Origin of the sequence: Mordavella massiliensis (genome assembly GCF_016901695.1) — a bacterium.
GTDB classification, from domain to species: Bacteria; Bacillota; Clostridia; order Lachnospirales; family Lachnospiraceae; genus Claveliimonas; species Claveliimonas massiliensis_A.
This window is the reverse complement of record NZ_JACJKS010000035.1, coordinates 1-8,046: the sequence shown is the minus strand read 5'-3', so window position 1 is coordinate 8,046 and position 8,046 is coordinate 1. Positions and strand designations below refer to the sequence as shown.

Here is an 8,046-nt window from a genome sequence, read left to right as displayed (position 1 = left end):
ATCCGTTATTGATGATCGATGCAGTTATTAATAGTCTCGTTTCTACCTGATTTTTGAAGGTATCAACTATCAGGTCTGGTTATTATACGCTTTTTTAAGAAGTATCCATTTCTAAATCTCCATTCTTTCAGTATCTACAAGGCTTTGCGCCTATTTTTCACCAGGTTTTTTGGAAGAACCAAAAAACTGCCAGAAACATCATGCTTTATGTATATAATAGCACATGTTCCCGACAGTTTCCATAAGAATTTTGATTTTCAGTTAAGAATTGAGTAATATATGGAAATACACCAAGGGATTCAGTCTCTTTTCTTTTGAAATACTTCCAAAGTGTACTCGTACTCCATCATATGTATTTCCCTCCATACAGATACTGCATTCGTCAGATTTACTTCCGCCACACCATCTTATTGACCACGCCTGTGTAACTCTGGATGATCTTCACCACTTTTGTGCTGACATTCTCCTCCACATAGTCAGGCACCGGTATCCCATGGTCTCCGCTCTGATTCATCTCCACCGCTGTGCCCACAGCCTGCAGAAGGGATGTCTCGTCAATCCCCGCCAGAATAAAGCAGGCTTTATCCAGAGCCTCCGGGCGTTCTGTGGAGGTGCGGATGCACACAGCCGGGAACGGATGCCCTATGGAAGCGAAGAAGGAACTCTCCTCCGGCAGTGTACCTGAGTCTGATACCACTGCGAATGCGTTCATCTGCAGATGGTTATAATCGTGAAAACCCAAAGGCTCATGTCTCACCACTCTGGGGTCCAGCTCAAATCCTGACTCTTCCAGGCGCTTTCTGGAACGGGGATGGCAGGAGTAGAGAATAGGCATATCGTACTTGTCTGCCAGTTTATTGATAGCTGTAAAGAGAGAAAGGAAGTTCTTCTCTGTATCGATATTCTCCTCTCTATGAGCAGAAAGAAGCATATATTTTCCAGGCTCCAGTCCCAACTTCTCCAGTATGTCTGACTTCTCTATCGCATCCAGATTCTGATGAAGCACCTCTGCCATAGGACTTCCCGTCACATACACCCGCTCCTTGGGAAGGCCGCACTCGTGAAGATACTTTCTGGCATGCTCACTGTAGGCCAGATTGACGTCGGAAATAATATCCACGATCCTTCGGTTTGTCTCCTCCGGAAGACATTCATCTTTGCACCGGTTTCCGGCTTCCATATGAAAGATCGGAATATGAAGACGCTTGGCTGCAATGGCGGAGAGGCAGGAATTCGTATCCCCCAGGATCAGCAGCGCATCCGGCCTGATCTGGCTCATAAGCTTGTAGGAACAGTTGATGATATTTCCCACGGTCTCTCCCAGATCATCTCCCACTGCATCCATGTAGACCTCCGGGTCATCCAACTTCAGGTCTCTGAAAAAGACACCGTTGAGATTATAGTCATAATTCTGTCCTGTGTGGGCCAGAATGCAGTCAAAATATATCCTGCATTTGGTGATCACTGCCCCCAGACGGATAATCTCCGGGCGGGTACCCACAATGATCAGCAGCTTCAGTTTTCCATTATTCTTGAACTCTATATCCGTATAGTTTGTCTTCATTCTCTTCCTCCTCGCTCTACACCGGTTCTCCGAATGTATCTGGATGCTCCGGGTTAAAAGGCTCGTTGGCCCACATGACTGTCACCAGATCCTCTGTGTCGGACAGATTGATGATATTGTGGGTGTAACCGGGTATCATCTCTACCACAGTGATCTCCTCACCGCTGACCTCGTAATTGACCACAGGATAGGGATTGCCATCCTGATCTCTCCCGATCTTCCGAAGCTGGATCAGTCCCCGCCCGGATACCACTACAAATTTCTCATTCTTGGTGTGGTGCCAGTGCTGCCCCTTCGTGATGCCGGGCTTACTGATATTGACAGACACCTGTCCCCGGTCCGCCGTCCGCAGGAGCTCTGTAAAGCTGCCCCTGTCGTCTCTGTTCATCTTCAACTTATAGGAAAATCCGTCTGTCGGCAGATAAGACAGATAGTTGGCATAGAGCCTCTTTGTAAATCCATCGCTCATGTCAGGCACGGACAGGTCTTTCCTGCTCTCCTTAAAGGAATAGAGGAGATCCACGATTTCTCCCAGAGTCACATGGAAGGTGACAGGACAATAGCAGAAGCCCCGCTCATCTCTGTGCTCCTGACCATTTAAAGCCAGCAGCATCTCCTCGATCAGATCATCTATATAGAGGAGGTCCAGCTCTGTGCCTCGGTCATTGACCTGGATAGGCAGATCATTGGCAATATTGTTGCTGAATGTGGCCACCGCGGAGTTATAGTTGGGCCTGCACCACTTGCCAAACAGGTTTGGAAAACGGTAGATGAGCACTTTGGCACCGGTCTCCTCACTGTACCTGCGGAACAATTCTTCTCCCGCCAGCTTGCTCCTGCCATATTCGCTTCCCGCGAACCGCCCCTCCAGGCTAGCCTGGATACTGCTGGAGAGCATGACAGGCGCTTTATTTTCATACTTTTTCAGCGTATCAAGGAGAGTGGAAGCAAAACCAAAATTGCCTTTCATGAACTCCTCCTGATCCTTCGGCCGGTTCACTCCCGCCAGGTTAAACACAAAATCCGCATCCTGACAGTACCGCACCAGGTCCTCCTGCGTGGAGTCTATATCATATGCATAGATCTCCAGATCAGAAGGGCGCTCCAGTCCTTTTATCGTATGTACACGGTCCTTCCCATCCCGGATATTCTCCAGGGAAGCCGTCAGATTCTTTCCCACAAAGCCTTTGGCTCCGGTGATCAATATTTTCATTTTCTTCTCCCTTTCCGGCATGCCGCTTCCGCTACAGCCTTTCTTCCCACTCTTTCAGCTCATCCTGGATATAGGACAGTGAAAGCAGCTTCTCTTTTACCTGCTCCACATCCAGCAGATCTGTGTTATTGGAGTTAAATTCTGTCAGGGGATTTCTCTCCACATCCCCCTCTTTGAAATATTTATCATAGTTCAGATCCCTCTTATCACAGGGTACACGATAGAAATTACCCATGTCAATGGCATGTCCGCACTCCTCATTGGTCAGAAGTGTCTCGTACATCTTTTCACCATGGCGGATACCGATCACCTTGATCGGATTGGCCACATGGAATACTTCCTCCACGGCTCGCGCCAGCACTTCGATCGTGCAGGCCGGCGCCTTCTGTACCATGATATCTCCGCTCTGGGCATTCTGGAAAGCAAAAACGACCAGTTCCACCGCCTCTTCCAGGCTCATGATGAAACGGGTCATTGTAGGTTCCGTCACGGTCAGTTCTTTTCCTTCCTTAAGCTGGCTGATGAACAGCGGTATCACGGATCCCCGGGAACACATGACATTGCCGTATCTTGTACAGCAGATGGTCGTCTTCTCCGGGGATACGGTCCTCGATTTGGCCACGATAACTTTCTCCATCATGGCTTTGGAAGTCCCCATAGCATTCACGGGGTAAGCCGCCTTGTCTGTCGAGAGGCAGATCACTTTCTTCACTCCCGCCTCGATAGCTGCTGTCAGCACGTTCTCCGTCCCAAGGACATTGGTCTTTACTGCCTCAATGGGGAAGAACTCGCAGGAAGGCACCTGCTTTAAGGCTGCCGCATGGAAGATATAGTCCACCCCGTGCATGGCATTGCGCACGGACTGAATATCCCGCACATCCCCGATATAAAATTTCAGCTTGTCACTGTATTCCGGACATTCCCGCTGATAAAAATGCCGCATATTGTCCTGCTTTAACTCATCGCGGGAAAATATGCGGATCTCCTTGATATCTGTCTTTAAAAAGCGGTTCAGAACGGCGTTTCCGAAGGAACCGGTGCCGCCGGTTATTAAAAGTGTTTTGTCTGCAAATATACTGCTCATTTACTTAAATCTCCTTTGCATGAAAAGTAAATAAAAAGCTTCCCACCATGTCTGAAACATAGCAAAAAGGTTATACTCTTCTTTCTATCTATCGTAACCTTTACCAAATACATTGCGTCTCCACGGATAGTAATATGTAATCGAATCATCTAGTGTATACCAATAATAATCGGGTTGTTTTCCTGAATATATCGCTACTGTAGATGCAAAAAGTGCTGCAGATCTTACGTTCTCCTCCTTATATCCACATTGGCTCACCAACCTTTTTTCTCTTTCTAAACTATCTCCGCTTAAAACCACGTCTTCTATCATAAGAAGCTTTTTTCGGAATACTTTTTTAATTCATCAGGAAGATATACTTCCTACTTATTTGTTTTGAAAAAAGATTTGTATTTTCTTCAACAGGAGCTGTAAATCTACTTTTGACTGTCCTATGATTTCTACTAATTATAGGAATGAATTTATCACTAGTCAAAAAATATAAATTTGCAACTATACCAGATGCTCCTGTTGATGAACACATGATTATTTCTGGTTCAAAATCTTTTGCAATCTTTTTAGATAATATAGCAACTCCCAACTCAATATCTTTCCACTGAAATTGTTTTATTTTCTTCCCACAATTTTTATCTTCCCTTCTTTTACGCAAAAACGGCGAAAAAGAGCCAATAATTTTAAAAAGCGATGAAATAATAGATATAATTGCTTCCATTGTTCCACTTCTCCTCTCTATTACCGTCTAAGGAATTGACACAAAAGTTTTTGCCTCTTTAGTCTCTTCCGAAAAGATCTCTTGTATACACTTTCTTCTTCACATCATCCAAGCAATTATCATATCGGTTGGCAATGATGGACTGGCTCATTTCTTTGAATTTCTCCAGATCATTGACCACCCTGCTGCCAAAGAATGTACTACCATCCTCCATAGTGGGCTCATATACAATCACGGTAGCTCCTTTTGCTTTGATCCGTTTCATCACACCCTGGATACTGCTCTGGCGGAAGTTATCAGAATTGCTCTTCATAGTCAGGCGGTAAACACCGATGACCACTTCCCGTTCCTTTCTCTGATCATACTCACTATTATCACGGTATGCCCCGGCGAGCTCCAGGACACGGTCTGCAATAAAATCTTTCCTTGTGCGGTTGGACTCTACGATAGCTGTCATCATATTCTGGGGTACATCCGCATAATTAGCCAGCAGCTGCTTCGTATCTTTTGGCAAACAGTATCCGCCATAGCCGAATGATGGATTGTTATAATGTGTACCAATCCTTGGATCCAGGCACACCCCATCAATAATCTGCTTTGTGTTCAATCCTTTCATTTCTGCATAGGTATCCAGCTCATTAAAAAAAGAGACTCGAAGCGCAAGATATGTATTTGCAAATAACTTAACTGCTTCTGCCTCCGTAAATCCCATAATCAGAGTATCAATATTTTCTTTGAGTGCTCCTTCTTTTAATAAACCTGCAAATGTCTCAGCTGCCTTAACAAGTCTCGCATTTTCCACATCAGTTCCAACAATGATCCTACTAGGATATAGATTGTCATAAAGCGCTTTAGATTCCCGAAGAAATTCCGGGCTGAAAATAATGTTATCACAATGATACTTCTTCCGAACCGATGTTGTAAATCCAACCGGAACCGTTGACTTGATTACCATGACTGTATTCGGATTACTCTTAGTAGCCAACTCAATCACATTTTCCACTGCCGAAGTATCGAAAAAGTTCTTCTTCGGATCATAGTTTGTTGGTGCTGCGATTACAACAAAAGCTGCCTCTTTGTAGGCAGCTTCAGCATCTAACGTAGCCGCAAGATTTAAATTCTTGTAGGCTAAATATTCTTCTATGTAGTCATCCTGAATAGGTGACTTCCTGTTATTTATCAGTCTTACTTTCTCTTCAATAATATCTACTGCTTTCACCTCATGGTGTTGAGCTAAAAGCGTAGCGATGGATAAGCCGACATAACCCGTCCCTGCAACTGCAATTTTCATAACCTTTATCTCCTTTTATCCAATTCCGCAAAATTATTAATGGTATACATAGTCTCAGCTCTGGAGGTGATACATAAAAAATCCCACCAAAAAAGGCCTGTTAGAGCCTACTGTAGTCCATCATTTGATGATCTATGCAGTTATTAATAGTCTCATTTTTACCTGATTTTTGAAGGTATCAACTGTCAGGTCTGTTTACTATATGCTTTTTTAAGAAGTATCCATCTCAAAATACTCATTCTTTCAATATTTACAAGGCTTTGCGTCTCTTTGTCACCAGGTTATTTAGAAGAACCACATTTATTCTTTAATCATATATTGGATTTATGTCCATCTTTTCTGCAAAAATCTACCACATAGTAAAATGACAACAGGAATCAATACTGACAAGCAAAGTAAAAGCATCGCCTTAATCAACAATAATGGCCAATTTGAAGAAGGGAAAAATCCATCTACATAGTTAAGCATAATTATAGTTGCTACACTAATAATTATCCAAAAAAAGAACTGAGCTAAAAATTTAGTAAACGAAACTTTCAAAATTATTTTGTAATATATAAATACTCTACTGAATAAATATATTATTGAAGTAATAAAAGTGCCAATTAATACACCATTTATTCCAATACCATAAACAAGTGACGCTGATATCACTATGTTCAAAATTGCAGATAGGGCAACTATCTTTTTATCATATGTATGTAATTTATAAATAACAAATAACTGAGCCGGAACATTCAACATTAATGTCAAGTACAAATTAATACTTAATAAATATACCGTAATATTACTCAACAAATATCCATGTCCCACATAAAGATTAATAAACGGCTGAAATAAAAATATACAACAAACCATACAACTATTTGCAATTATATAATTGATATTAAAATAAAAATTTACCTTCTTTCTTTTTAAAAAAATATCATTAGTAATTGTTAGATAATATCCAAGTCCTGCCTGCAATGCAGAAAAAACCTGCGATATAATTCCTTGCAATGCAACTGTTACTAACGTATAATTTGATAAATAACCTACAAGCACCGGCCCTTTAAATATAGATATAATAATATTATCTGTTCCATAAAAGATATATGCCCCTACCTTAGATATAAATACATCTTTTATATATTTCCATATCTTGGGCCGATACTCCTCAACTAATAATAGTTCTGTTTCTTCTTTTAAAAATTTATTTTTTTTGTAACAATTAGAATAAACCACATAATTCGATATAACATTTTTTCCAACTGATAATAATAAATATATAATATAGCTTTTCCATATAAACAGAGTAATTATTTGTAACACTATAACAATCAGATTAACAATAAAGTCAACTGAATTTACATAATAAGCTTTTTGTTGAGCAAGTAACAGGCTTCTATTATATGCAAGAAAATATGTACTAATAGTGCCAGCCAAATTAATTGTAAATAGAATGCGTAGATATGCATTACTGCAAGTAGCATTTGGAATAATCCACGGTAAGATAGTTAGAATCATCATGCCAACAATAAAAACAAATATACCAAGTGCTGTATAAATTTTTCTATATAAATACATCAATGCATTAATTCTTTTTCTATTGTTCTCGGAAATCGGCTTATACAAAAAACTAGTAATTGCAACCCCAACACCAAAATCAGCCATATTTAGCATTTGTAAAATATTTGTAAAAACCGAATTATATCCCAAATATTCAGCTCCAAGTGTTTTAATAAATACCCACTGTAACACAAATTTCAAAATAAGACTCAATATTTGCGTCATAAGTGTAATCACTGCATTCATAAAGTTTTTACTACTCATTATCTCACCCAAAAATTATTTTGCTCTAAGTATACCTCTAACCTTTTCTCTCTGTTCAGGCGTCATTTTACTTATAACTTTATTAAACGGTTTTGAGATTCTTTTATAGAATCTTAGCCTTTTATATAGAGCATGTGCATCTTTTACTATTTTTCTCTTTGTTTCCTCTGAATACTCTTTGTTCGATTCAATCAATTTACTTTTATAAAATGATTTAACCGAAGGCTGTAGCCATTCACGGCTCTTCGCTTTTTTCTGGTATTTCTCCTCAATTCCCCGGTGTTCTTTAAAGTTTCACCAGTTTATTTTGAAGAACTTCTCCCTTTCCTGGTGTCACCCTAAAACTTCTCAGTTTCCTGGTGGTCACCAG

7 protein-coding genes are annotated in these 8,046 nt (G+C 40.8%); all 7 read right to left on the bottom strand.

Annotation, left to right across the window (positions count from 1 at the left end):
- Positions 1-388: 388 nt before the first annotated feature.
- The 7 genes from H6A20_RS12865 to H6A20_RS12835 all read right to left on the bottom strand — a co-directional run bounded on the left by H6A20_RS12865 (position 389) and on the right by H6A20_RS12835 (position 7,688).
- Positions 389-1,564 (bottom strand): UDP-N-acetyl glucosamine 2-epimerase, encoded by a 1,176-nt coding sequence (locus H6A20_RS12865; protein WP_204907499.1) that lies wholly within the window; start codon positions 1,562-1,564, stop codon positions 389-391.
- Between the two features lie 16 nt (positions 1,565-1,580).
- A complete protein-coding gene (locus H6A20_RS12860; RefSeq protein ID WP_204907498.1) occupies positions 1,581-2,777 on the bottom strand; it encodes a capsular polysaccharide biosynthesis protein CapF in 1,197 nt (398 codons plus the stop codon).
- A 31-nt stretch (positions 2,778-2,808) separates the two neighbouring features.
- A complete protein-coding gene (locus tag H6A20_RS12855; RefSeq protein WP_204907500.1) occupies positions 2,809-3,852 on the bottom strand; it encodes a polysaccharide biosynthesis protein in 1,044 nt (347 codons plus the stop codon).
- Positions 3,853-3,945: 93 nt separating this feature from the next.
- The gene (locus H6A20_RS12850) at positions 3,946-4,173 is read right to left on the bottom strand and encodes a hypothetical protein (RefSeq protein WP_204907497.1); all 228 of its coding nucleotides are present in this window, start codon (positions 4,171-4,173) and stop codon (positions 3,946-3,948) included.
- Positions 4,174-4,198: 25 nt separating this feature from the next.
- A complete protein-coding gene (locus H6A20_RS12845; RefSeq protein ID WP_204907496.1) occupies positions 4,199-4,573 on the bottom strand; it encodes a hypothetical protein in 375 nt (124 codons plus the stop codon).
- 58 nt (positions 4,574-4,631) lie between these two features.
- The gene (locus tag H6A20_RS12840) at positions 4,632-5,864 is read right to left on the bottom strand and encodes a nucleotide sugar dehydrogenase (RefSeq protein WP_204907495.1); all 1,233 of its coding nucleotides are present in this window, start codon (positions 5,862-5,864) and stop codon (positions 4,632-4,634) included.
- A 324-nt stretch (positions 5,865-6,188) separates the two neighbouring features.
- Complete coding sequence (locus tag H6A20_RS12835; RefSeq protein WP_204907494.1) at positions 6,189-7,688, bottom strand: oligosaccharide flippase family protein; 1,500 nt, start codon at positions 7,686-7,688, stop codon at positions 6,189-6,191.
- Between the last annotated feature and the right edge of the window lie 358 nt (positions 7,689-8,046).

Coding starts and splice junctions, on each gene's coding strand:
- H6A20_RS12865 (WP_204907499.1), bottom strand. CDS start 1,564: ATGAAGACAAACTATACGGATATAGAGTTCAAGAATAATGGAAAACTG.
- H6A20_RS12860 (WP_204907498.1), bottom strand. CDS start 2,777: ATGAAAATATTGATCACCGGAGCCAAAGGCTTTGTGGGAAAGAATCTG.
- H6A20_RS12850 (WP_204907497.1), bottom strand. CDS start 4,173: ATGATAGAAGACGTGGTTTTAAGCGGAGATAGTTTAGAAAGAGAAAAA.
- H6A20_RS12845 (WP_204907496.1), bottom strand. CDS start 4,573: ATGGAAGCAATTATATCTATTATTTCATCGCTTTTTAAAATTATTGGC.
- H6A20_RS12840 (WP_204907495.1), bottom strand. CDS start 5,864: ATGAAAATTGCAGTTGCAGGGACGGGTTATGTCGGCTTATCCATCGCT.